This is a genomic window from Bradyrhizobium sp. WYCCWR15520 (assembly GCF_056174665.1).
This window is the reverse complement of the sequence record NZ_JBWBWM010000044.1, coordinates 38612-61334: the sequence shown is the minus strand read 5'-3', so window position 1 is coordinate 61334 and position 22723 is coordinate 38612. Positions and strand designations below refer to the sequence as shown.

Here is a 22723-nt window from a genome sequence, read left to right as displayed (position 1 = left end):
CCTATCCTCTTCCAACCCCATCAGGTGGCGGCCCTGCGCCGACCCCGTACAGAAGCAAGACCCCGGCGGGCGGACAACGCAAAGGGATTGACTAATCGAGGCCCGTTACAGAAGGGTGGGCAAAGCGTAGCGTGCCCACCATTGCAAGCGAAGCCGAGGTTACAATGGTGGGCACGGCGCAAGAGCGCCTTTGCCCACCCTACGAACCTATCCACCCGCCCACACATCCAGCACATATCGGTTCTTGGTGCCGAGGTCGTCGATCCAGCGCAGGCCGGCGTCGGCATCCGCACCCGACTTTTCGCGATAGATCGCGACCAACGCGGCCTTGACGTCCGGCTCCATCTTGCCGCCGTCGCCGCAGACATAGACGATTGCGCCCTGCTCGATCAGGTTCCAGACGCGGTCCTTCTGCGCCGCCACCTGGTGCTGCACATAGGTCTTCGGCCCGTCGGCACGCGAGAACGCGGTGTGCAGCTCGGTGATGCCATCGGCGGCGAAGGCCTTCAAATCATCCGCATAGAGGAAATCCTGTTCAGGGTGGCGGCAGCCGAAGAACAGCATCGCCGGCCCCAGTTTGGCGCCTTGCGCCTTGCGATGCGCACGCTCCTGCAGGAAGCCGCGGAACGGCGCCAGCCCCGTGCCGGGGCCGATCATGATCACTGGCACCGAAGGATCATCCGGCATACGGAAGCCGGCCTTGGTCTCGCGCACGGTGGCATGAACGGTATCGCCGACGCGGCGGCCGGAGAGATAGTTAGAGCAGACGCCCTTGTAGACGCCGCGTCCCGAACTCGCCGGCGCTTCCACCACGCCGACCGTGACGCTGCACCGCGCCGAGTCCGACGAGGGCGACGAGGAGATCGAATAATAACGCGGCGCCAGCAGCGACAGCATTTCGAGATAGCAGTGGAACGGCAGTTCGCAGGCCGGATGCTCCTCCAACAGATCGAACACCGATTTGCGCTTGGCGAGGACGTCCGAACGATAAAGCTCCGTGGACGCGGCATCGTCGCCGACATAGGCAAGCAGCTTCGGCTTGGTGACGGGACAGCGCGTGTGTTCCGACATGATCTGGATCTGCTTGCGGGTTGCGATCTGCTGCAGTTCCACGAACTCGGTCAACAATCGCCCGACCGAAACGGCATCGCCGACCGGCAATTGCGCACGGCGGCCTTCGGCGACATGAAGCCTGACCTGGTCGGCCGGCAAGAAGCCGAAACGGCGCGCGACGGAATCGACCAGCGCCGGATCGTTGCGCGGGACGACGCTGAGATGGTCGCCGACGCGGTAGGTGATGCCGGGCGGCAATTCCACCTCGATATGCCGGGTCGAACGGTCGGAAGGATTGGCGCCGGCCTTGTTCTGCAGTTCGGAATTGACCAGCACCTTCATCGGCGCGACGCCGCCCTGGGTAACGATCGTGTTGACGGCGGAGGGCGCCACCGGTTCGATCGCGTACAGCGGCGCGTCGTCGGCGCTACGGGCGAAGCTGGAATCGACGCCCAACTCCTTCATTGCCGCGGGCGCTGCCGCCGCGAACCACTTTTCGAACTGGCCGTCGAGGTCGCTGCGCGCGTCGCCCTCGCCGCGGCCATAGAGGCTGCGCGCGCCATGTGCGGCCAACTGCTCGTCGATCATGCGCGGCACGGATTGATAGGTCGCGGCCCAGTCGCTGTTGCCGCAACCGAACACGGCATAGCGCACCTTGGCGAACGCATCCTTCGGCAGGCCGCTGTCCAGCCATTTGACGAACTGCGTGGCGTTGTCGGGAGCCGCCCCGTTATAGGAAGCGCAGAAGATCATCAGCGCGCCCTCTTTCGGCAGTTTGCCGATGTGATCATCGAGCGCGCCGAGCCTGGTCGAGAAGCCGTTGACCTCGGCGAGGTCTGCCACCCGTGTTGCCAGTTCTTCCGCGGTGCCGAGGTTGGAGCCGTAGAGCACCAACAGCGGCGTGTTATGTCCGGGGCGGGTGCGCGCCTGCGGCGCCGCCGCGCTCGAGGCGGCGGCAGCGACCGCAGCGCGGCCAGCGAAGGCACCGCGATCCTTGTCGGCGCGCGGACGCACCTTGATCTTGAAACCATCCGGCTTGACCGTCAGCGTTTCCTTCAGGTGCATCTGGTACCGGTGGTGGTCGATCAGCTTGAAGCGCTGCAGGATCATGCCGATCGCCAGCGCCGCCTCGTGCATCGCAAAGCCGCGGCCGATACAGGCGCGCTGGCCGTTGCCGAACGGCTTCCAGGCGTTGATCGGGCGCTTGGCTTCAGCCTCGCGGCTGAAATTCTCGGGATCGAAGACATCAGGATTCGGACCCCAGACACTGGGGTCGCGGTGCAGCGCCATCACCAAAACCGTGATGAACGTGTTCTTCTTCAGCTTGTACTTGCCGCCGCCGATGGTCTCGTCGTTGAGCGGCGTGATGCCGTAGGCCGGTGCCGGCGGCCACATCCGCAGCGCCTCCTTCAACACCTGCGTGATGTAGGTGAGCTGCGTGACCTGCTGATAGGTCGGTTTTGCGTTGATATCGGGCCCGAGTACCCGGTCGACTTCCTCATAGGCCTTCTTGAGGATTTCCGGATGCTTGAGCAACGCGTAGATCGTGCATGACAATAGGCCGCTGGTGGTTTCGTGGCCTGCGATCAGGAAGGTGTTGATCTGGTAGCGGATGTTGACGTCGTCCAGTTGCTCGCCGGTGGTGCGGTCGACGCCGGTCATCATGGCGCCGAGCATGTCCTTCTTGCCTTCGGCGGCTTCGGCATTGCCGCGGCGCTCGGCGATGATCTCGTCGACCATCTTGTTCATGAAGAGGACGTCCTGGGCCAGCGTCTTGCGCCGCTTCTGCATCCAGAGATTTTCCAGCGGCAGGCCGCGGGTCATCATGATGGTTTCGAGCGAGCGCACCAGCGATTCCACGAACGGATGATAGTCGCGCCGGTAGAATGAATTGAAACGGTAGTCGAAACCGCATAGCCCGATGGTGTCGAGCGTCAGCGCCGTCATGTCTTGCACGACGTCGATTTCGTCGTCGGGGTTGAGCCGTTCCCATTTCTTGACGAGCTGCTCGGCGATATCGACCATGCTCGGATGGTAGGACTGCATCGCGCGGTTGCCGAACGGCTGCAGCAGGATGTTATGCGCCTTGCTCCAGTTCGGCTCTGACGTGTCGGCAGTGAACAGCCCGTCGCCGCCCACGGCGCGGACCCGGCGCAGCGAGCCGCGCACCGTCTTGTCGAAGCGCTTCTCGTCGGAGAGTTCGTCGATCAGGTCGTGGCCGGAGGCGATGACGATCGGCGCACCCATCATGTCGAGCCAGAAGATTGGCCCGAGCTCCTTGGAAAGCTTGACCAGGTGCTGCACCGGCGCGTTCGGATCCAGCGACAGCATGTTGCCGACGACAGGTTTCTTCGGCGGATGCGGAATCGGACTCAATTTGTTAGGGGACGCCATTGTCGAAGTATCTCCTGCCTGCCTCAACCGTCATTGCGAGCGAAGCGACTTGTCCGCCGTAGCCCGTAGAGCGAAGGCGGAAGCAACCCATCGCTCGGCGAAAAGAAAGAATGGATTGCTTCGTCGCTGCGCTGCTCGCAATGACCGCTTGTTATGCGGACCTACCCAAATCTTTTCCTGCGCCATTCGATCAGCTTGCTGCTGACCTCGTCCGGCTTTTCCTGCTGCGTCCAATGGCCGCTGTCGCGTACCAGATACTTCTCCAGATCTGGCACGAGCTTCTCCATGCCATCGGCGGCCGATGGCGGCAGCACGTGATCGTTTTCGGCCATGATCATCAACGATGGCACCCGCACGGTGTGGTCCAGCCATTCCGAACGTTGCCAATTGCGCGACATGTTGCGGTACCAATTTATGCCGCCGGTAAACCCGGTTTTCGTGAAGGTATCGACGAACACCTTCTTTTCTTCCGGGCTCAGGATCGGCGTGCGCGGATCATGTTTGGCGTCGTAGCCGGCGATCATTTGCGGAAACGCCAGGTTGAGCCTGGGCGAGGCGCCAACACCGGCGACCGGCTGGTCTGCGGGCGTAGTGTCGCGGCGTGGCACCGGCTTGCGCATGAAGGCATCAAAGGTCTGTTCGACTCGGCTGCCGAATATTCGATCGGGTTCGCGCGCCGGGTCCTGAAACTGCACGATATACATCTGGTCGCCAAAGCGCATGCGGAACAGTTCGATGGGATCCGCCGGCGCGCGATCCATGTGAGGGGTATTGACACCGACGACGCCCGCGGTGCGATCGAGATGCCGCAGCGGCATCTGCCAGACGATGAAGCCGCCCCAGTCGTGACCGACAAAGATCGCCTTGCGGATCTCGAGATGATCGAGCAGGCCGACGAGGTCGCCGGTCAGGTGCTCGATGTCGTAGTCCTCGACCGCTTCAGGCCGGTCGGTCGCGCCATAGCCGCGCTGATCCGGCGCAATCACGCGGATGCCGGCCTCGCTCAAGGCCTTGATCTGGTGACGCCAGGAAAACGCCAGCTCCGGCCAGCCGTGGCAGAGGACGATCGGCGGCTTATCGGATTGGGGCCCCGCCTCGTAGAAGCCCATGCGAATGCCGTTCACCTGGGCGAACTGCAGCGGCGGCATTTCAATCATGTCAACTTCCTATTCAGCTGCACTGGTCATGTTCGGCGGCGGTGCGTATGCCGCCTCCAGCGCTTCAAATTCGACCGGAAGCATGTCGCAGAGGACCTGGACATGCGGAATGATGTTGGCGCCGGCGATGAAGCCGAAATCGAGCTGGTCGCGGTAGCTCTGCACGGTGATGTTGAGCGCAATGCCATGCGTCGAGATCGACACCGGGAAGATGTGCAGGAGCTCTGCGCCGGCGGCATACAGCGTCTGCCGCGGTCCGGGGACGTTGGATACGGTGATGTTGGCTGCCGGCGGCAGCACGTCGGAAAGGTTGGAACGGCTGTAGAGCAGCGCCAATATCTGGGTCACGATCGGCGCGCCCAGCATCGAGAGGTTGGAGACCTGCGGCATCAGCGCTCGCAGCGGATGCGACATCTCCTTCGACTTGGTGGATTGCGCAATGATGGTTTCGAGCCGTCCCTTCGGATCCTCGATATTGGTGGCAATCGAGCAGATCATGCCGAACACCTGGTTGTTGGCGTCGGCATTGCCCTCCTCGCGCAGCGAGATCGGCACCGCCGCGGTCAGGGATTTGTTCGGCAGACCGCCCTGGCTGAGCAAGTAGCGCCGCACCACGCCCGAAGACAGCGCCAGCACGACGTCGTTGAGCTTGCCGCCCGACGCCTTCGCCAGCGCCTTTGCGCGCGACAGCGAGATCGAGACGCCGGCAAAGCTGCGTTCCGACGAGATCGTCTTGTTGAGCATGGTCGGCGGCGAGGCCATGCTGGCCAGACTATCGCGCGATTTCGGATCGGAAATCTTGCCGACCACGTCGGAGAGAGACTTCAGCACCGTCGGCACGCTGCTTGCGAACTTCACCGCGGTTTCGATCTGGAACATGGCGTTGTCGAACAGGATCGAGCCGAGATCGCTCTTTCCCGTACGCGGCAGTTCGAGACTCTTTGGCGCCGCCTTGGCGTCGAACGGCTGGGTCCAGAGCTGCTGGTAGGAATCGATCAGGTTGGCGGCGATGTCGCGCGGCTCCTGCGCCACCTTGCGCGCGCTCGGCGGTTCGACTTCACGCGGCACCGGCGTGATGTCGTAGATCATGCTGGTAAGAGCTGCGCCGGCGCCGCCATCGATGCAGGCATGGTGCATCTTGGAGTACAGCCCGATCTCGTTGTCCTTCATGCCTTCGAAGACATAGAACTCCCAGAGCGGGCGGGCGCGGTTGAGCAGTTTTGCATGCATCCAGCCGACGATGCGTTCCAGCGTCGCGCGATCGCGCGGCGCCGGCAGGCTGGCGCGAAAGATGTGGCGGTCGATGTCGAACTGATCGTCTTCGACCCAGGAGGGATGATCAATGTCGAGCGGAGCCTTCTCCAGGCGCGCTTTCAGGATCGGCGCGATGTGCAGCCGCGAGGCAATCATGGCCTTGAACTCTTCGAAGAAGTCGCCCTTGTAGCCATCGGGCAGGCGGAAGATCGCCATGCTGCCGACATGCATCGGCATTTCCGGCGTTTCCAGATACAGAAACGACGCGTCCAGCGAAGACAGTTTCTTGGCGTCCGCCATGCTTTCCTCCCGCAGTAGATAACGCGGCGCCTTGGCGGCGCTTCTGGCGTCTGGAATGTCTTTGTTATTGGAGCATATCCGAAAACCGCTAGCCATCCCGCATCGATTGCAGGGCGGGATGTTTCGGGATCATGCCCTAGCTCAGGGCGTTTAACTTACGATTGTGCATTTTCAGGGGGGCCGTAGGCAATGGCAAATGGTCCTGATCGGTCAAAATGCTTAAATTCGCCCTCCGCCTGCGCCAGACGGTCGGCCACCGCCCATAATGCCGCGGGGTTGACGCCGAGCCCGATATGGCTAGCGAAGTACACCTCGATGTTTTCGGCGGTTTCCGAAGGACGCAACAGGCTGGTGTGCCAGTTCACGATGCCGTCGGTCCGAGAATAGATCGAGGTCGCTGGCACCGGCAGGTCACCGGCGATCGCCTGACGGATTTCCGGATTGTCGTCGACCGTCTCTCCCGAGAGCGCCTCATACAGACGCGTCGCGTTGGTCGCCCGGATGTCGTTGGCAAACGGGCTGCCGAGCGTGATCACAGAGCGCACCATGTCCGGCATCTGCAGCGCGAGATCGCGCGCATAGACGCCGCCGAGACTCCAGCCGACCAGACCGACCTTGCGACCGGTCTGGTCGTGAATGCGCCGCAGGAGCTCGCGCAACGCACCCCGCTTGGAAGCAACGCCGCCGAAATTGCGGCCCATGTTCCATGCATAGGCGTCGTAGCCGAGTTCTTTCAGGTAGCGCCGCATCGGCGCCATCGACAGATCGCTGGCAAGAAAGCCCGGCAGCGTCAGCACCGGATGTCCGTCGCCGCGCGGCGCGCGCATCAAGAGCGGCGACAGCAACAGGCTCGAGTTCAGTTCGAACAGCGCCCTCGTCTCGGCCAGCATCAGAAACAGGCTGGGTGGCCGAAGCCTTTGCTCCTCCGTTGCAGCCGCGCTCTCCGCGACCGTCACTTACTTATCCTTCTTGGTCATGCCGCCAAGGCCGGCCATGGTCACGAACATGTCCTGAAATCGCTCGGCGATCTTGGGATCGAACGTGAACCAACTTTGGATCAGCGACTCCGGTGAGACCTTTTCGATGTTGGCCATCACTTGCTGCTGCATCTTGTCCATCACGGCGGTCTGCATCGGCGAGACGTCGGGCAATCCGAAGAACTGCCTGGCCTCCAGCGGCGTGCAATCGATTTCGACGTTAACTTTCATGACCGCTCCTCTTGCTGGCTCCTTGCAGTATCGCCACGATGTCCCGAGTCACGCAAGGACAAGACCCGGTCCCCGGCCCCCTCCATTCCCGATATGGTCAACCAAACCGTTCGATGGCAAACGGCCGGACATCGGCAAACGGGGTCTCGCCGGTCATCATTTCGGCCAGCAGGCGGCCGGTGGCGGGGCCGAGCGTCAGACCATGGTGCTGGTGGCCGAAATCGAACCACAGCCCGTCATGGCGGGGGGCCTTGCCGATGACCGGCAGCATGTCGGGCAGACAGGGCCGCGCGCCCATCCAGGGCTTGGCGTCGACCGGCTCGCCCAGCGGGAACAATTTGTGCGCCCGCGGCAGCGCCCGTTCGACCTGGACCGGCGTTGGCGGTGCATCGCGGTGGGCAAACTCGGCACCGGTGGTCAGGCGAATGCCGCGGTTCATCGGCGCCAAGAGATAGCCGAGATCGGTGTCCAGCACGGGGTGGCGCAAGACCGCGTTGCCGCGCGGCTTGAGGTGCAGATGATAGCCGCGCTTGACCTGCAGCGGGATCGAGTAGCCGAGCGGCCGGAGCACCTGGTCCGACCACGGCCCCATCGCCACCACGGCTTCGCGCGCCGTAATGGAGCCTTCCAGCGTCGCCACCCGCCACCGTCCGCCGGACGGCTCCAACGTTCGGGCGTCGCCGACGAGATATCGCCCGCCCTTGCGGCCGAACAACGCCGCATAGGCCTTGGCCAGCCCGCCGGGGTCGGGCACAAATCCCGGCGTGGGAAAATGGATGGCGCCGGAGAAATCGCCGGTCAGATGCGGTTCACGCGCGATAATGGCAGGCCCATCCAGCACCTCGCCGGTGACGCCATGCTGCCCGGCGCGCTTGAGATCCTGTACCGCATCCGCAAACGTCGCCTCGGAGCGAAACAGCTTGATCCAGCCGGTCCGCCGCAACAGTTCCGGCACATTGGCTTCCGCAATCAACGCCTCATGCTCGATCAGGCTGCGCTGGATCAGCGGCAATTCGGCCATCGCGCTGTGCAGTGCACGCTTGGGCGACGAAGCGAGGAAATACCGCGTCAGCCACGGCAGGAAGGCCGGCAAGTCCCTGAAATGATAGCTCACCTGCGGCGCGCGAAGGAAAGCGTAGCGCAGGATCTGGCCTACGTCGCGCGGAAACATATAGGGAAAAACCGAGGCGCACTCGATCAATCCGCCATTACCGTAACTGGTCTCCTCGCCGGCGGTGTCGTGCCGGTCGATCAGAACCACGTTCCGGCCGCGCTTCTGCAGGTGCAAAGCGGCGCTGACGCCGACCATGCCCGCACCCAGGACGAGAACGTCGGCCTTCAGTTCCGCCATCTGCACTCCGAAAGTTCAATGTAACGTGCTTACACGCACGTCTTAAGGTGAAACTAGTCAATGCCGCACCGCCGCGCAAATCGGCACGCAGTGCGGGGAAATCGTGCTTTGCGCGGTGGCTGGACTTTGGCAACATGGGTCGGCAATATCGGCGGCTAATTGTAGAAATTGCTGATCAAGCGGGGAAATCGAACAAATGTCGGTACGTCAGACTTTGCTTGCAGCGGCCACGGCTTCGATCCTTGCGCTGGCAATGGCGCCCGCATCGGCCCAGACCCTGCGCTATGCCAACCAGGGCGACCTCAAGTCGCTCGATCCCTACACGCTGAACGAGAGCACCACCCACGCCCATCTCGCTCACGTCTTCGAAGGCCTTACCGCCCGCGACAAGGACCTGAAGATCATCCCGGCGCTGGCCGAGAGCTGGGAAACGCCGGAGCCGACCCGCTGGCGGTTCCATCTGCGCAAGGGCGTGAAATTCCAGAACGGCGACCCCTTCACCGCCGACGACGTCGTTTTCTCGGCGGAACGGGTCCGCAAGAAGGGCTCGAATCTGCAGACCCGCATTCCTTCCGACGCCAAGGTCGTGAAGGTTGACGACCACACGGTGGACTTCGTCCTGACCTCACCCAATCCCATCCTCAATTCGCAATGGGATACCTGGTACATCATGAGCAAGAAATGGGCCGAGGCGAACAATGCCGTCGAGCCCACGCCCGCCGCGGCGACGACGCCGAGCTTCGCCTCGCTCAATGCCAACGGCACCGGCGCCTTCTCGATCGAAAGCCATCAGCCCGGCGTCAAGACCGTGTTCAAGGCCAATCCGAACTGGTGGCGCAAACCGGAGCATAACCTCAAGGAAATCGTGTTCACGCCGATCGGCTCGGACGCCACGCGCGTGGCCGCACTGCTGTCGGGCGAAGTCGACGTCATCGAGCCGGTTCCGATCCAGGACATCACGCGGGTCGATTCCAGCCCGAACGCCCAGGTGCTGAAGGGACCGGAACTTCGCACCATCTTCCTCGGCATGGATCAGGTGCGCGACGAGCTGCTCTACTCCAACGTCAAGGGCAAGAACCCGTTCAAGGACATCAAGGTGCGCGAGGCCTTCTTCAAGGCCGTCGACATCGAACTGATCAAGACCCGCGTCATGCGCGGCCTGTCGACGCCTTCGCCGCTGATGATCGCACCGCAATTGTTCAAGCTGTCCGGTGACTTCACGCGCCCGAAACTCGATCCTGACGGCGCCAAGAAGCTCTTGACCGAAGCCGGCTACCCCGACGGCTTCGAAGTCACGATGGACTGCCCCAACGACCGCTATGTCAACGACGCCGCGATCTGTCAGGCGGTCGTCGGCATGCTGGCCCGCATCGGCGTCAAGGTGACGCTGCTGGCCCAGCCCAAGGCGCAGTATTTCGCCAAGGTGCTGAAGCCCGGCGGCTATCAGACCTCGTTCTATCTGCTCGGATGGACCCCCGGCACGCTCGATTCCCACAACGTCCTGTTTGACATCATGGGCTGCCGCGACGATCCGAAATCGGCGCGCGGCGAGGCCAATCTCGGCGGCTACTGCAACAAGAAGCTTGACGAACTCACCGACAAGGTGCTGCAGGAGTCCGACATGAACAAGCGCGATCTCCTGATCAAGGACGCCTACGCGATCGGCGCCAAGGACTTCGCATACATCCCGCTGCATCAGCAGGCGCTGGCGTGGGGCGTGTCGAAAAAAGTCAAGCTGAGCCAGCGCGCCGACAATCAGGTCCTGCTGTACTGGGCGACCAAACAGGACTAATTGGGCTGCAACACAGGTCCCGGCGGCTTATGGCTTCCGGGACTTTTCTATATCGAGGCGACAGCGACGTCCGCCGCCGCATCTAAAGAGCAGTGAAAGGAATTCATGCTCGCTTTCACTCTTCGCCGCGCTATCCAGGCCATCGGCGTCATGATCGCGGTCGGCGTCATTGCGTTCTCGATGTTCCGTTTCGCCGGCGACCCCGTCAACCAGATCGTCTCGCTGGATACGCCAGCCGCCGAACGCGAGGCGGTACGCAAGTCGCTTGGGCTCGACGATCCCGTGCCGGTTCAGTTCGCGCGCTATTTCGGCAACGCCGTACAGTTCAAGTTCGGGGTCTCCTATCAATTTCGTCAGCCGGTTTCCAACCTTCTGATGGAGCGGATGCCGGCGACGTTAGAGCTTGCCGCCTGCGCCACCGTTCTCGCCATGGTGTTCGGCATCCTGATGGGCGTCTATTCGGCGCTGCGGCGCGATACGATTCTCACAAAATTCTTCCAGGCGGTATCGCTGATCGGAATCTCGCTGCCGACCTTCCTGATCGGCATTCTCTTGATCTATCTGTTCTCGGTGACGCTGGGCTGGTTGCCTTCATTCGGCCGCGGCGACGTGGTGCGGATCGGCTGGTGGACTACCGGACTGCTCACGCTGTCCGGACTGAAGGCGCTGATCATGCCCTCGATCACGCTCGGTCTGTTCCAGATGACCCTGATCATGCGGCTGGTGCGCGCTGAAATGCTCGAAGTACTCCGTACCGATTACATCCGTTTCGCCCGCGCCCGCGGCCTGACCACGCGCGCCATTCATTTCGGCCATGCGCTGAAGAACACGCTGGTTCCCGTCATCACCGTTGCGGGGCTGCAGTTTGGCTCGGTTATTGCATTTGCCATCATCACTGAAACCGTCTTCCAGTGGCCGGGTATGGGATTGTTGTTCGTGCAGGCCGTGCAAAACGTCGATATCCCGATCATGGCGGCCTACCTGCTGATGGTGTCGCTGATCTTCGTCACCATCAATCTGGTGGTCGATATCCTTTACACCATCGTCGATCCGCGCCTGCGCTCGACCATCAGCCGTCCGGCATAAGCGAGCGATCCGATGTCCGACGCCGTCGTCCCACACCGAGTTGAACCGAACGCAGCAGCGGCGCGTTCCGGAACGAACTGGCTGAAGCGCGGGCTCGACAGCGACATATTCTATTCGTTCCGCCGTTCCCGCATGACGATGGTCGCGGCCGCCGTCACCGTCATGTTCTTCCTGCTGGCGATCTTTGCTTCGCAATTGTCGGTGCAGAACCCGTTCGATCCGGCGCAACTGCAATTGATGAACTCCCGGATCTCGCCGCTGTGGACCGCCGAGGGCCAGAGCCCGTTCCTGCTCGGCACCGACGAGCAGGGCCGCGACGTGTTTTCAGCCATTCTCTACGGCTTGCGGATTTCGCTCGTGGTCGGCGTGCTCGGCGTCATCCTGGCCGGCACGCTCGGCATCACGCTTGGCCTCGTCGCGGGCTATGTCGGCGGCGCGGTCGACGGGCTGATCATGCGTATCGCCGACGTCCAGCTCACCTTCCCCGCCATCCTGATCGCGCTATTGGTCAACGGCGTTGCCAAGTCCGTGTTCGGTAACCGGCTGGACGCCATGAGCACGCTGGCGGTGCTGGTGGTCGCGATCGGCCTGAGCTTCTGGGTGCAATATGCCCGCACCGTGCGCGGCTCGGTCATGGTCGAGAAGAGCAAGGATTATGTCGCCGCCGCGCAGTTGATCGGCCTGCCCGCGCCCAAGATCATGTTGCGGCACGTGCTGCCGAACACGATGGGGCCGATCCTCGTGATCGCGACCATCAATCTGGCGCTTGCCATCATCACCGAAGCGACGCTGTCGTTCCTCGGCGCCGGTATGCCCGACACCATGCCCTCGCTCGGCACCCTGATCCGGATCGGCAACAACTATCTGTTCGCCGGCGAATGGTGGATCGTCGCCTTCCCCGGCATCGCGCTGGCGGGGCTGATCCTCTCCATCAACCTGCTCGGCGACTGGCTGCGCGACGCGCTCAATCCAAAGCTCCGATGACCGTTCCTGTCCTTTCCGTGCGCAATCTTGAGGTGGAATTCCTCACCCGCCGCAGCACGCTGCGCGCGATCAACGGCGTGTCCTTCGACATCGCCAAGGGCGAGGTGCTCGGCGTGGTCGGCGAGTCCGGCGCCGGCAAATCAGTCACCGGCCTTGCCGTAATCGGACTGATCGATCCGCCCGGCCGCATTGCAGGCGGCGAGATCTACCTGTCGGGAACGCGGATCGACCATCTGCCGCCGGAAGAAATCCGCCGCATCCGGGGCAAGCGGATCGGAATGATCTTTCAGGATCCGCTGACCAGCCTCAATCCGCTGTACCGGATCGGCGACCAGATCGTGGAAACGATCAGGACCCACATGGACCTGTCGGAAACCGCAGCGCGCAAGCGCGCGATCGATCTGCTGGCCGAGGTCGGAATTCCCGCGCCGGAAAAACGCATCGACGCCTATCCGCACGAATTCTCCGGCGGCATGCGCCAGCGTGTGGTGATAGCGCTGGCGATCTGCGCCGAGCCGGAATTGATCATTGCCGACGAGCCGACGACTGCGCTCGACGTCTCGGTGCAGGCGCAGATCATCTCGCTGATCAAGCGGCTGGGACGCGATCACGGCACGGCGGTGATGCTGGTCACCCACGACATGGGCGTGATCGCTGAGACCTCAGACCGCGTCGCGGTGATGTATTCGGGCCGGATCGCCGAAATCGGCCCGGTGCAGGACGTCGTGCAGGATCCGCTGCACCCCTACGCCAAGGGCCTGATGGGCGCGATCCCGACGCTTGCGGGCGAAGAGAAGCGGTTGGTGCAAATTCCGGGTTCGATGCCGCGGCTGTCAGCGATACCGCCGGGCTGCTCGTTCAATCCGCGCTGCGCCTTTGCGTTCGATCGCTGCCGCGTCGAGCGGCCGGAGCCGCTCAAGCAGGGGTCGCATGCCGTGGCTTGCCATCTCTACGATACGGCGCCCAACGAAGCCGCGAAGGAGACCGCGGCATGACGGCCTCCTACGTCGATGTGAGAAACCTGCGCCGCGTATTCGACGTCTCGAAACCGTGGCTCAACCGCGTTCTAGAAGGCGGCCATCTGGAATTTCTGAAGGCGGTCGACGGCGTGACCTTCGACATCCGGAAGGGCGAAACATTCGCCCTCGTCGGCGAGTCCGGCTCTGGCAAGACCACCGTGGCGCGGATGGTGGTGGGATTGCTGCCACCGAGCTCGGGCGAAGTCGTCATCGACGGCGTGTCGATGACGAATCCGAGGCAGGCCCAGGCGCGGCAGCGGTTGCGCCGCCGTATCCAGATGATTTTTCAGGATCCCTATGCGAGCCTCAATCCGCGCTTCCGGGTCGACGCCATCGTCTCCGAGCCGATCCGCGCCTTCGACCTGATCCAGGGCGAGCGCGACATTCGCTCGCGGGTCGGCGAATTATTGAGTCTCGTCGGCCTGCATCCGGACGACGGGCTGAAATATCCGCATGAATTCTCCGGCGGGCAGCGCCAGCGCATCGCGATTGCGCGCGCGCTGGCCTCGGATGCCGAATTCATTGTTTGCGACGAGCCGACCTCGGCGCTCGACGTCTCCGTGCAGGCGCAGATCCTCAATCTGATGCGCGACCTGCAGGACAAGTTCGGCCTGACCTATCTCCTCATCAGCCATAACCTTGCCGTGGTCCGGCACATGGCGACCCGGATCGGCGTGATGTATCTCGGCCGTATCGTCGAGATTGCCGAAGGCCGCGAATTGTTCGCCAATCCGCGGATGCCCTACACCAAGATGCTGCTGGGCGCCGTTCCTGATCTGGCGATGTCCGGCCGCCAGCGGATTCCGGTCAAGGGCGAGATTCCCAATCCGATCGACCCGCCGCCGGGATGCGCCTTCAACCCGCGCTGCCCGCTGGCGTTCGATCTCTGCCGGAAGGAAGCGCCCGCCCTGATCGACGGCGTCGCCTGCCACGCCGTCAACCATCCGGTTGAGACTGCCGCCGTGGTATGACCACGGGAATGGGTGCAATGCGTGGCATGCCACTGGTTGGCATTCGGCCTCGCCTGTGGTCAAGTGCGCCGGCATCGCGATACCAGCACGGCATTGGACTCCCATGGGCAACATCAATCCCGATCCCTTCACCACTCGACCGGAAATCGAAGGCACCTTCGGCGTGGTCACCTCCACCCACTGGATCGCGACTGCTGTCGGTATGAGCATCCTGGAAAAAGGCGGGAATGCGTTCGATGCCGGCGTCGCCACCGCCTTCACGCTGCAGGTCGTGGAGCCGCATCTGAACGGTCCCGGCGGCGACGTGCCGATCATCGTCCACGACGTCAAACGCGGGCGCACCGAGGTGATCTGCGGCCAGGGTCCCGCGCCTGCAAGGGCCACCATCGCGCATTACAAGAGCGAAGGCCTGGAGATGGTGCCCGGCACCGGCCTGCTCGCGGCTTGCGTGCCCGGCACGTTCGAATCCTGGATGCTGCTGCTGCGCGATTACGGCACGATGCGGCTGCGCGATGTGCTGGAGCCCGCGATTGCCTATGCCGGTAACGGCTATCCGCTGGTCGAGCGCGCGTCCGCAACCATCCAGGTGGTCGAGCAGTTGTTCAGGAAGCACTGGACGACATCGGCGGCGGTCTATCTGCCGAACAATGAAGTGCCGCGGCCGGGCACGCTCTTCACCAACACGAAACTCTCGGAAACCTATGCCCGCATCCTGAAAGAAGCGGAGAGCGCGGGCAGCGACCGCGTGGCGCAAATCGAGCGCGCGCGACAATCCTGGTCGCAGGGTTTTGTGGCGGAAGCGATCGACAAATTCTCCCGCACCCAGGAAGTGATGGACGTCTCTGGCTCGCCGCATCGCGGCGTGCTCTCCGCCGACGACATGGCGCGCTGGCAGCCGACCGTTGAGGCGCCGCTCACTTATGACTATGGCCGCTACACCGTGTGCAAGCCCGGCGTCTGGAGCCAGGGTCCGGTGATGCTGCAACAGCTCGCGCTGCTGAAAGGCTTTGAGCTCGACGGGCTCGATCCGGCCGGTCCCGACTTCATCCATCTGCAGATCGAATGCGCCAAACTCGCCTTCGCCGACCGCGAGAAATTTTATGGCGATCCCAAGTTCACCGACATCCCGATCACGACGTTGTTGTCGGACGCCTACAATGACGAGCGCCGCAAGCTGGTCTCGAGAGACAAGGCCTCGCTCGATTTCATTCCGGGTTCGGTGGAAGGTTTTGGCTCGGTCGTCAAGCTGCGCCGTGCCGAAGGCCATCGCGAGGCGGTCGGCGCCATGGGCGCGGGCGAGCCGACCGTCGGCCGCTTCGGCGAGGTGCGCGGCGACACCGTGCATTTCGATATCATCGACCAGGCCGGCAACATGGTCTCGGCGACGCCGTCCGGCGGCTGGCTGCAATCCTCGCCGGTCATTCCCGAGCTCGGCTTCTGTCTCGGCAGCCGCGCGCAGATGTTCTGGCTGGAGGAAGATCACCCGGCCGCGCTGGCGCCGGGCAAGCGCCCGCGCACCACGCTCTCGCCCACCATGGCGCTGCGCGACGGCGAACCCTATATGGCCTGGGGATCGCCCGGCGGCGATCAGCAGGACCAATGGACCACGCAATTCTTCCTGCGGCATGTCCACGCCAAACTGAACCTGCAGGAAGCGATCGACGCGCCGGCCTGGCATTCCGAACATTTCCCGATCTCGTTCTGGCCGCGCACCGCGCGCCCCGGCGTGCTCGTCCTCGAAAGCCGCGTGCCGAAGGCGACTGTCGATACGCTGAAGGGCCGCGGCCATGTCGTCGAGATCGGTCCCGAATGGTCGGAAGGCCGCCTCACCGCAGCCTCCAGGGTCGGCCGCCGCCGCCGCGCCGCCGCCAATCCCCGGGGCATGCAGGGCTACGCGGCTGGACGATAATTAGAGAAGAGACAAGATGACCTGGTCGATCATCGCCTGCGATCCCGCAACCGGCCAGATCGGCATCGCCGTCGCAACCCGGTTTTTTGCGGTCGGCGCGCGCGTGCCGCATATCGTCCCCGGCATCGGCGGCATCGCCACGCAGGCCCTTGTCAATCCCTATTACGGGATCGACGGCGTGAAGCTGCTCCGCGAAGGGCGCAGCCCGCGCGAGGTGATCGATACGCTGATCGCCACGGATGACGGCCGCGAGGCCCGGCAGCTCCATGTCATGGATATCAAGGGCCGCATTGCCGCGCACACCGGCCGCGAATGTGTCGACTGGTGCGGGAATATCCAGGGCGACGGTTTTTCCCTCGCCGGCAATATGCTGACCGGCGCCGCCGTGCTCGACGACACCGCCAAAACCTATGCCGCCAACGCCGCCCTGCCCTTTGCGCAACGGCTGATCGCGGCGATGAAAGCCGGTGAAGCCGCCGGCGGCGACAAGCGCGGCAAGCAATCCGCCGCGCTTCTGATCCATGGCGAGGAGGAATGGTCCGATCTCGACCTACGCGTTGACGACCACACCGATCCGCTTGCCGAACTCGAACGTCTCGAACAGGTCAGCCGTGAGCGCTGGGTGCATTTCCGTCCCTTCCTGCCGACACGGAAGAACCCGGCCGGGATCACCGACCGCGCGGTCATTGACGCCAGCGTTCAAGCCGCGACCACGGGCAAGGCATGACCGCGGGCCCGCTGATCGAGATCGAGAAACTACGCGTCGTCTTCCATGGCGACGATGGCCGCACCACCCACGCAGTGGATAGTGTCGACCTCAGCGTCGCCAACGGCGCGACGCTCGGCCTCGTCGGCGAATCCGGTTGCGGCAAGAGCGTGACCTCGCTCGCGATCATGGGGCTGCTGTCGAAGCGCTCCGCCGAAGTCTCGGGTTCGATCCGCTTCGACGGTTTTGATCTACTCGACGTTCCCGACGACACGCTGCGCGATCTGCGCGGCAACCGGCTTGCGATGATTTTTCAGGAGCCGATGACCTCGCTCAACCCGAGTTTTACCATCGGCGACCAGATCATCGAGACGATTTTGCGCCATCGCGGCGGGTCGCGGCGGCAGGCGCGCGACCGCGCCATCGAGCTGTTGCGGCGCGTGCACATCCCCTCGCCCGACAAGCGCATTGACGAATATCCGCACAAGCTCTCCGGCGGCATGCGCCAGCGCGTAATGATCGCGATGGCGCTGGCCTGCGACCCCCGCCTTCTGATCGCGGACGAGCCGACCACCGCGCTCGACGTCACGCTGCAGGCGCAAATCCTCGACCTGATGCGTGAGCTGAAGGCCGCCAGCGGCGCCGCGATCATCCTGATCACCCACGATCTCGGCGTGGTCGCCGAAGTCTGCGATGAGGTGGCGGTGATGTATGCCGGCGAGATCGTCGAGCGCGCACCGGTCGACGAACTCTTCGCCAATCCACAGCATCCCTACACCGTCGGCCTGCTCGGCTCGATCCCGCGGCTCGATCGCCGTGCCTCGCATCTGGCGACCATCGAGGGTATGGTGCCGAACATGGCTAATCCGCCGCCCGGCTGCCGCTTCGCCGCGCGCTGTCCGTTTGTCGTCGAGCCCTGCACCGCCGCGCCGCCGTCGCTGGCGATCGTCAGTCCCGGCCACGCCTCGCGCTGCATCCGTGCGCCGCTGGAGCGGCTGGTGTCATGACCGCCCTTCTCGAAGTCGAAGGTCTGGTAAAACATTTCGTCGCCGCGCGTTCGGTATTCGGCCGGCCCACGGCACATGTGAAGGCGGTCGACGGCGTCAGCTTCACCGTTGAGGCCGGCAAGACGCTGGCGCTGGTCGGCGAATCCGGCTGTGGCAAGTCTACCGTAAGCCGGCTGGTGCTGCGGCTGATCGAGCCGGATGCGGGCACTGTTCGCTTTGAAGGCCGCGACCTCGGCGCCCTCAACGCCAACCAGTTGCGCGCCTTCCGCCGCGATGCGCAGATCATCTTTCAGGACCCCTACGCCTCCTTGAATCCGCGCATGACGGTGAGCCAGATCCTAAGCGAGCCGCTGGCGTTGCACGATCTGGTGCCGACCGCGCGGCGGCGCGAGCGGGTAGAAGAGCTGTTGCGGCTGGTCGGGCTGGAGCCGCGCTTCGCCCGCCGCTATCCGCACGAATTTTCCGGCGGCCAGCGCCAGCGCATTGCGATTGCGCGGGCGCTCGCCGTGGAGCCGAAACTGATCATCTGCGACGAGCCGGTATCGGCGCTGGACGTCTCGATCCGCTCGCAGATCCTCAATCTCTTGCGCGACCTGCAGGACCGGCTCGGTCTCGCCTACATCTTCGTCTCCCACGATCTGGCCGTCGTGAAGCACATCGCCGACCGCGTCGCCGTGATGAATCTCGGCGGCATCGTCGAGACCGCGAAGGCTGACGCGCTGTTCGCCGCGCCACGGCATCCCTATAGCCGCGCGCTGCTGTCTGCTATCCCCGTGCCCAAACCGCAGGCCAAACGCAGCCGCATCGTGCTGGAGGGCGAGATGCCGAGTGCGCTCAATCCGCCTTCGGGCTGCCGCTTCCATACCCGTTGCCCCTACGTCATCGCGCGCTGCCGCACCGAGGTTCCGCCCCTGCTCGCCGACGGCACAGGCCACGCCACGGCGTGTCACCGTATAGCCGAGTTGCCGGCATCCGAATCCATCGTTCCCGCCGATGGCGATTTTTCGCCGGTGCTGGAAAAACTGGTCGCCGCCTTCAGCGGTGGCACGGAAGGTGCAGGCCGCGCCGGGGTTGACATGTCAGGGACACAGCCAATTGCGTAATCGTGGATAAGGGGATGGCAGCAATGAAAATCTTTCGTTTGGCAGTCACTGCGGCGGCGCTGCTGCTGTCGCTTCCGGCAAATGTTCAGGCCCAGACCACGCTGCGGATCGGGCTCGCCGAGGACCCCGATATCCTCGACCCGACCATGGCCCGCACTTACGTGGGCCGGATCGTGTTTGCATCGTTCTGCGACAAGCTGTTCGATATCGACGACAAGCTCAATATCGTGCCGCAGCTCGCGCTGGGCCACGAGACATCGGCCGACGGCAAGGAAGTCACCATCAAGCTCCGGCCCGGCGTCAAGTTTCACGACGGCGAGGCCTTCGATGCCGAGGCCGCCAAGTATTCGCTGGAGCGTCATCTGACATTGCCGGGCTCGTTCCGAAAGCCGGAGCTGGCGGCGGTCGATCGGATCGACGTCGTCGATCCCCTCACCATCAAGCTGGCATTGAAGGCGCCCTACTCGCCGCTGGTTGCGCAGCTCACCGATCGCGCCGGGATGATGGTGTCGCCCAAGGCGGCCAAAGAGGCCGGCGACAAGTTCGGCCTGCGCCCGGTTTGCGCCGGCCCCTACAAATTCGTCGAACGCGTGCAGCAGGACCGCATGGTGTTCGAGAAGTTCGCCGACTACTGGAACAAGGACAATATCCATATCGACCGCATCGTCTATCTGCCTTTGGTGGACGCGACGGTCCGTCTTGCCAATTTGAAATCCGGCGGCCTTGATCTGATCGAACGCCTGCTCGCGACCGACATCAAGGAAGTCAAGAGCGATTCGAAACTCAGGCTCTCAACCGCAATCGAGCTCGGCTATCAGGGCGTGACGCTGAACGTCGGCAAGGACAAGGCCAAGGGGCCGCTCAGCCAGTCCGCCAAGGTGCGCCAGGCACTCGACCTCTCGCTCGACCGCGAGGCGATCAGCGAGGTGGTATCCAACGGCGAATTCAAGCCCGGAAACCAGTGGATCAATCCGGATCATTCCTATTACCAAAAGGCCTTCCCGGTGCCGAAGCGCGACGTCGCCAAGGCCAAGGCGCTGTTGAAGGAAGCAGGCGTCACGACGCCGGTCAGCGTCGACTTCATGGTGTCGAAGGGCGCGGAAACCGAGGCTGCCGCGCAGGTAATCCAATCGATGGCCGCGGAGACCGGTTTCGACATGAAGCTCAGGGTCACCGAGTTCGCGACCTCGCTGAAGCAGGCCGAGGCCGGAGAATACCAGGCCTATCTGTTGGCCTGGAGCGGCCGGATCGATCCGGACGGCAATTCCTATATCTTCCAGAAGACCGACGCGCCGCAGAACTACAGCGCCTGGTCCAACAAGGACGCCGACAAGGCGCTCGATGAAGGCCGCCTGGTCACCGATCAGGCGCAGCGCAAGGCGATCTATGAGAAGCTGGCGAAGATCGTGCTCGACGAGAAGCCGCTGCTCTACATCTATCACCGCCGCATCCTGATCGCGCATACGACGAAGCTCGAAGGCTACAAGCAGATGCCGGACGGGCTTGTGCGCGTGGTCGGGTTGAAGCTGAAGTGAGTGGTGCATCCGGTATACGGACCATGCCATGCTGAACTTCCTCGCGCGGCGCATCGTCCAGCTCATCCCGACGCTGTTCTTCGTGTCGGTCCTGATCTTCTCGCTGCAGCAATTGCTGCCGGGCGATCCGGCGCTGGTGATGGCGGGAGAGGAGCGCGACCCCGACGTCATCGCGCAAATCCGTCAGCAGTACCGGCTCGATCAGCCGGTCCCTGTCCAGTACGTCTATTGGGTCAAGGGCGTGCTGTCGGGCGATTTCGGCGAATCTCTGCGCAACAAGGTGCCGGTGCGCGAACTGATTGCGCAAAAACTGCCGGTGACGATGCAGCTGGCGTCGATGGCGATCGTCATTGCCTTCCTGATCGGCATTCCCGCCGGCATCGTATCGGCGGTGAAGAAAGGCACGGCCTGGGACTACGGCGCCAATTTCTTCGCGCTGTGGGGGATCTCGACGCCGAACTTCTGGCTCGGCATCATGCTGATCTTCCTGTTCTCGATCCAGCTCGGCTGGCTGCCGGCGTCGGGCTATGTGCCGCTGACCGAGAATTTTCGCGCTAGTATCGCCTCCACCATTATGCCGGCTTTCGTTTTGGGCAATGCAATTGCCGCGATCCTGATGCGGCACACCCGCAGCGCCATGCTGCAGGTGCTCGAAAGCGACTACGTCCGCACCGCCCGCGCCAAGGGACTTCTGGAACGCTCGGTCATTCTCAAGCACGCCATGCGCAACGCGCTGACGCCGGTGATCACGCTCGGCGCGCTTGAACTCGGCACGCTGTTGTCCGGCGCGGTGCTGACCGAGCAGATCTTCTCGATTCCGGGGTTCGGCAAGCTGATCGTCGACGCCGTGTTCAACCGCGACTACGCTGTCGTGCAAGGCGTCGTGCTGACCACCGCGACGATCTACATCACGCTCAATCTCATTGCCGATATCGCCTATGTGCTCGTCAATCCCCGGCTGAGGGCCTAGGCCATGACCGACGCTGCCCTCGGCACGATAAAGTTGGCCGCATCCGACGAGTTGGAGAGCCCGGCGCGACGCGCGCTGCGCCGGCTGTTCAAGCGCAAGGGCGCGGTGGCTGGCCTCGTCGTGATCGGCGCTTTCGTGCTGCTCGCGCTGTTTGCGCCGCTGATCTCGCCTTATGAACCGATCGCGACGAGCTGGTCGCTGGTGCGCAAGCCGCCTTCCGCGCTGCACTGGTTCGGCACCGACGAACTCGGCCGCGATATTCTTGCCCGTGTGATCTATGGGGCGCGGGCGTCGCTGCTGGCCGGCGCCATCTCAGTCGGCATCGCGTTGTCGATCGGCGTGCCGCTCGGCCTGCTGTCGGGCTATCGCGGCGGCTTCATCGACGCCCTGATCAGCCGCATCACGGATGCGATGCTGGCCTGCCCGTTCCTGATCCTCGCCATTGCACTCGCTGCATTTTTAGGCCCCAGCCTCGGCAACGCCATGATCGCGATCGGCATATCGGCGACGCCGATCTTCGTGCGGCTGACCCGCGGCCAGGTCATGAGCGTCAAGGTGGAGGACTATGTCGAGGCCGCGCGCGCCATGGGCAATCCGCGCTGGCGCATCGCGCTGTTTCACATCCTGCCCAACATCATGCCGGCGCTGTTGGTGCAGGCGACGCTGTCGATCGCCGCCGCCATCATCGCGGAAGCCGCGTTGTCCTTCCTCGGCCTCGGCCAACAGCCGCCCGCACCGTCCTGGGGCAGCATGCTGAATGCCGCGCAGCGCTTTCTGACCAACGCGCCGTGGATGGCGATCTGGCCGGGGCTGGCGATCTTCCTGGTCGTGCTGTCGTTCAATCTGGTCGGCGACGGCCTGCGCGATGCGCTGGATCCGCGGGAAAGGTAGGCACATTGGTCAAATCGCAACTTCGAGATGCAC

Annotated in this window: 18 protein-coding genes; 12 read left to right on the top strand and 6 right to left on the bottom strand. The window is 63.6% G+C overall.

The window, feature by feature from the left end; genetic code table 11:
* Positions 1-207: 207 nt before the first annotated feature.
* The 6 genes from AC0QUY_RS35300 to AC0QUY_RS35275 form a co-directional block, all read right to left on the bottom strand.
* Positions 208-3447: a bifunctional cytochrome P450/NADPH--P450 reductase gene (locus tag AC0QUY_RS35300; protein ID WP_475390645.1), complete on the bottom strand. Its 3240-nt coding sequence runs from the start codon at positions 3445-3447 to the stop codon at positions 208-210.
* A 161-nt stretch (positions 3448-3608) separates the two neighbouring features.
* Positions 3609-4604 (bottom strand): alpha/beta fold hydrolase, encoded by a 996-nt coding sequence (locus AC0QUY_RS35295; protein WP_475390643.1) that lies wholly within the window; start codon positions 4602-4604, stop codon positions 3609-3611.
* Between the two features lie 9 nt (positions 4605-4613).
* On the bottom strand, positions 4614-6158 hold the full coding sequence (locus AC0QUY_RS35290) for a WS/DGAT/MGAT family O-acyltransferase (RefSeq protein ID WP_475390641.1): 1545 nt from the start codon (positions 6156-6158) through the stop codon (positions 4614-4616).
* A gap of 155 nt (positions 6159-6313) precedes the next feature.
* Positions 6314-7048, bottom strand: a complete 735-nt coding sequence (locus AC0QUY_RS35285) for an esterase/lipase family protein (protein WP_475390647.1) — start codon at positions 7046-7048, stop codon at positions 6314-6316.
* A gap of 66 nt (positions 7049-7114) precedes the next feature.
* On the bottom strand, positions 7115-7366 hold the full coding sequence (locus tag AC0QUY_RS35280) for a DUF6489 family protein (RefSeq protein WP_057839511.1): 252 nt from the start codon (positions 7364-7366) through the stop codon (positions 7115-7117).
* Positions 7367-7463: 97 nt separating this feature from the next.
* Positions 7464-8717, bottom strand: coding sequence for an NAD(P)/FAD-dependent oxidoreductase (locus AC0QUY_RS35275; RefSeq protein ID WP_475390639.1), 1254 nt, complete (start codon positions 8715-8717; stop codon positions 7464-7466).
* A gap of 196 nt (positions 8718-8913) precedes the next feature.
* Between AC0QUY_RS35275 and AC0QUY_RS35270 the strand changes: the two genes are divergently transcribed.
* The 12 genes from AC0QUY_RS35270 (at position 8914) to AC0QUY_RS35215 (ending at position 22690) form a co-directional block, all read left to right on the top strand.
* The gene (locus tag AC0QUY_RS35270; RefSeq protein ID WP_161852878.1) at positions 8914-10509 is read left to right on the top strand and encodes an ABC transporter substrate-binding protein; all 1596 of its coding nucleotides are present in this window, start codon (positions 8914-8916) and stop codon (positions 10507-10509) included.
* A gap of 105 nt (positions 10510-10614) precedes the next feature.
* The gene (locus AC0QUY_RS35265) at positions 10615-11595 is read left to right on the top strand and encodes an ABC transporter permease (RefSeq protein ID WP_057854029.1); all 981 of its coding nucleotides are present in this window, start codon (positions 10615-10617) and stop codon (positions 11593-11595) included.
* 12 nt (positions 11596-11607) lie between these two features.
* On the top strand, positions 11608-12579 hold the full coding sequence (locus tag AC0QUY_RS35260; RefSeq protein ID WP_475390637.1) for an ABC transporter permease: 972 nt from the start codon (positions 11608-11610) through the stop codon (positions 12577-12579).
* Positions 12576-13574 carry an ABC transporter ATP-binding protein gene (locus AC0QUY_RS35255; protein ID WP_475390635.1) on the top strand — a complete coding sequence of 333 codons (999 nt, stop codon included), beginning with the start codon at positions 12576-12578 and terminating at the stop codon, positions 13572-13574. The genes AC0QUY_RS35260 and AC0QUY_RS35255 overlap by 4 nt, the downstream gene beginning before the upstream one ends.
* Positions 13571-14569, top strand: a complete 999-nt coding sequence (locus tag AC0QUY_RS35250) for an ABC transporter ATP-binding protein (RefSeq protein ID WP_475390633.1) — start codon at positions 13571-13573, stop codon at positions 14567-14569. Before AC0QUY_RS35255 ends, AC0QUY_RS35250 begins: the two co-directional genes overlap by 4 nt.
* A 103-nt stretch (positions 14570-14672) precedes the next feature.
* Positions 14673-16478, top strand: coding sequence for a gamma-glutamyltransferase family protein (locus AC0QUY_RS35245; RefSeq protein WP_475390631.1), 1806 nt, complete (start codon positions 14673-14675; stop codon positions 16476-16478).
* A 16-nt stretch (positions 16479-16494) separates the two neighbouring features.
* On the top strand, positions 16495-17205 hold the full coding sequence (locus AC0QUY_RS35240) for a DUF1028 domain-containing protein (protein ID WP_475390629.1): 711 nt from the start codon (positions 16495-16497) through the stop codon (positions 17203-17205).
* Positions 17202-18191: an ABC transporter ATP-binding protein gene (locus AC0QUY_RS35235; RefSeq protein WP_475390627.1), complete on the top strand. Its 990-nt coding sequence runs from the start codon at positions 17202-17204 to the stop codon at positions 18189-18191. Before AC0QUY_RS35240 ends, AC0QUY_RS35235 begins: the two co-directional genes overlap by 4 nt.
* On the top strand, positions 18188-19294 hold the full coding sequence (locus AC0QUY_RS35230; protein WP_475390625.1) for an ABC transporter ATP-binding protein: 1107 nt from the start codon (positions 18188-18190) through the stop codon (positions 19292-19294). Before AC0QUY_RS35235 ends, AC0QUY_RS35230 begins: the two co-directional genes overlap by 4 nt.
* A 23-nt stretch (positions 19295-19317) precedes the next feature.
* Positions 19318-20829: an ABC transporter substrate-binding protein gene (locus AC0QUY_RS35225; protein WP_475390623.1), complete on the top strand. Its 1512-nt coding sequence runs from the start codon at positions 19318-19320 to the stop codon at positions 20827-20829.
* Positions 20830-20857: 28 nt separating this feature from the next.
* On the top strand, positions 20858-21799 hold the full coding sequence (locus AC0QUY_RS35220) for an ABC transporter permease (protein WP_475390622.1): 942 nt from the start codon (positions 20858-20860) through the stop codon (positions 21797-21799).
* 3 nt (positions 21800-21802) lie between these two features.
* Positions 21803-22690 (top strand): ABC transporter permease, encoded by an 888-nt coding sequence (locus tag AC0QUY_RS35215; protein ID WP_475390620.1) that lies wholly within the window; start codon positions 21803-21805, stop codon positions 22688-22690.
* The last annotated feature ends 33 nt before the right edge of the window (positions 22691-22723 follow it).

Bases quoted from the DNA above. Each gene is read 5' to 3' on its own strand.
- AC0QUY_RS35215 (WP_475390620.1), top strand. From the start codon at position 21,803: ATGACCGACGCTGCCCTCGGCACGATAAAGTTGGCCGCATCCGACGAG.
- AC0QUY_RS35265 (WP_057854029.1), top strand. From the start codon at position 10,615: ATGCTCGCTTTCACTCTTCGCCGCGCTATCCAGGCCATCGGCGTCATG.
- AC0QUY_RS35240 (WP_475390629.1), top strand. From the start codon at position 16,495: ATGACCTGGTCGATCATCGCCTGCGATCCCGCAACCGGCCAGATCGGC.
- AC0QUY_RS35280 (WP_057839511.1), bottom strand. From the start codon at position 7,366: ATGAAAGTTAACGTCGAAATCGATTGCACGCCGCTGGAGGCCAGGCAG.
- AC0QUY_RS35250 (WP_475390633.1), top strand. From the start codon at position 13,571: ATGACGGCCTCCTACGTCGATGTGAGAAACCTGCGCCGCGTATTCGAC.
- AC0QUY_RS35245 (WP_475390631.1), top strand. From the start codon at position 14,673: ATGGGCAACATCAATCCCGATCCCTTCACCACTCGACCGGAAATCGAA.
- AC0QUY_RS35275 (WP_475390639.1), bottom strand. From the start codon at position 8,717: ATGGCGGAACTGAAGGCCGACGTTCTCGTCCTGGGTGCGGGCATGGTC.
- AC0QUY_RS35225 (WP_475390623.1), top strand. From the start codon at position 19,318: ATGAAAATCTTTCGTTTGGCAGTCACTGCGGCGGCGCTGCTGCTGTCG.
- AC0QUY_RS35290 (WP_475390641.1), bottom strand. From the start codon at position 6,158: ATGGCGGACGCCAAGAAACTGTCTTCGCTGGACGCGTCGTTTCTGTAT.
- AC0QUY_RS35285 (WP_475390647.1), bottom strand. From the start codon at position 7,048: ATGCTGGCCGAGACGAGGGCGCTGTTCGAACTGAACTCGAGCCTGTTG.
- AC0QUY_RS35295 (WP_475390643.1), bottom strand. From the start codon at position 4,604: ATGATTGAAATGCCGCCGCTGCAGTTCGCCCAGGTGAACGGCATTCGC.
- AC0QUY_RS35260 (WP_475390637.1), top strand. From the start codon at position 11,608: ATGTCCGACGCCGTCGTCCCACACCGAGTTGAACCGAACGCAGCAGCG.
- AC0QUY_RS35230 (WP_475390625.1), top strand. From the start codon at position 18,188: ATGACCGCCCTTCTCGAAGTCGAAGGTCTGGTAAAACATTTCGTCGCC.
- AC0QUY_RS35220 (WP_475390622.1), top strand. From the start codon at position 20,858: ATGCTGAACTTCCTCGCGCGGCGCATCGTCCAGCTCATCCCGACGCTG.
- AC0QUY_RS35300 (WP_475390645.1), bottom strand. From the start codon at position 3,447: ATGGCGTCCCCTAACAAATTGAGTCCGATTCCGCATCCGCCGAAGAAA.
- AC0QUY_RS35235 (WP_475390627.1), top strand. From the start codon at position 17,202: ATGACCGCGGGCCCGCTGATCGAGATCGAGAAACTACGCGTCGTCTTC.
- AC0QUY_RS35255 (WP_475390635.1), top strand. From the start codon at position 12,576: ATGACCGTTCCTGTCCTTTCCGTGCGCAATCTTGAGGTGGAATTCCTC.
- AC0QUY_RS35270 (WP_161852878.1), top strand. From the start codon at position 8,914: ATGTCGGTACGTCAGACTTTGCTTGCAGCGGCCACGGCTTCGATCCTT.